Source organism: Chitinivorax sp. B, assembly GCF_005503445.1.
Classification (GTDB): Bacteria; Pseudomonadota; Gammaproteobacteria; order Burkholderiales; family SCOH01; genus Chitinivorax.
Genome location: NZ_SCOH01000162.1, coordinates 1 through 1250, shown reverse-complemented (window position 1 = coordinate 1250; position 1250 = coordinate 1). Strand labels below are relative to the sequence as shown.

Genomic DNA, 1250 nt, shown 5'->3' with positions numbered 1-1250 from the left:
CCGGTTTGCGGGTGGTAGTCGTAGTCGTGCCGGCTGATGAGTTGCCCGGCCGACTGGTTCAGCCGCTGGGTGAGTTGCCCGGCCTCGTCATAGCGGTACAGGCTGGCGCTGCCATTGGGTAGCCAGCTTTGTACCAAGCGGCCATTGGCGTCGTAGACGAAGGTGAGGTGTTCGCCAGTGCTGGCGCGGATGCCGCTGAGGCGGCCGACGGCGTCGTACTGATAGTCGGTGCGCTGGCCGTGGCCGTCTGCCACGCTGTTGAGCAGGCCACCGGCGCTGTAGGCGTAGCGCAGGGTCAGGCCGCGGCTGTCCTACTATCTAAGCCGGCTATGAATTTTGTAGATCTGGATCAAACCATACATCTTCATATCCTTCTGCCAAAAGAAAACGCCAGCCAGCAGGCAAACCCAAATAAGGAATTACTTTTTCACACCACTCGCATAAGTGAAACCCATGCAATGGTACAAAAAAGTCATCTGCATCAGACCAATCACCAATCCATATATACCATCCATTAGTATCGCCTTTTTTAGAAATACGGAGCCCATTAATAGGATAGCCACCAAGCTTCAAATCTCTAGACACCCCGACCTTTAGATTTAATTCACTTGGTTCATATGGCGCATTGAATCTTCTGCAAACTTCTTTTTGTAAATTCTCGATAGCTGGATTAGACATATTTACTTAAACCCGAAGAAATTTTTCATCCTGCGACTGAATGCACTTAGAAAACCACCTTGGGAGGAAGAGCAGGACGGACAATGTGCCTGAACCGCATCCACTTTGCTCTGAGCTGCAACGTCAACTTTACCAGTTCTGTAATACTCCACGACAAGCGGTTCTTTATGATCTGCAACTTGACGAGGTGTTATCCGCCCACATGCTACGCAAGGCTGCCCTTGCACCGCTGCCTGTTGTGCGGCGGTTGGGCCTGCCCCACTTGGCCTAACAAACGGTTTGGTTACATTACTATTGGGCTTAAATTCACTCCCTGGTACACCCAGTCGAGCAGCCTTCCCACCACCACCACGAACGGACAAAGCCAAAGCAACATGGTCCATCGTATCCGCATTAGCCAGCGCACTGGCAGCAATCCCCGGTATCGCGTAGAGCGGATTGCCTGTTTCCTGCTGCTTCTGCACCCAATGATCAGCCGCGCTCTGGGCCCGGTCAAGCGCAGCTTGGCTGTCTTGCACCTGTCTGGCCTCAAAATTGGCCATCATCGAAGTCAACATCTGCTTGCCGGGTTG

At 52.7% G+C, this 1250-nt stretch carries 2 protein-coding genes and 1 pseudogene; all 3 read right to left on the bottom strand.

Annotated elements, in window-relative coordinates; translation table 11 throughout:
* Window positions 1-254, bottom strand: a 254-nt coding sequence (locus tag FFS57_RS25040) for an RHS repeat domain-containing protein (protein ID WP_137940530.1), incomplete at its 3' end; no start/stop codon positions are given.
* Window positions 255-327: 73 nt separating this feature from the next.
* Complete coding sequence (locus FFS57_RS25035) at window positions 328-678, bottom strand: immunity protein Imm33 domain-containing protein (protein WP_137940529.1); 351 nt, start codon at window positions 676-678, stop codon at window positions 328-330.
* Window positions 679-680: 2 nt separating this feature from the next.
* Window positions 681-1250 (bottom strand): annotated as a pseudogene (locus FFS57_RS25560) (hypothetical protein); the annotation flags it as partial.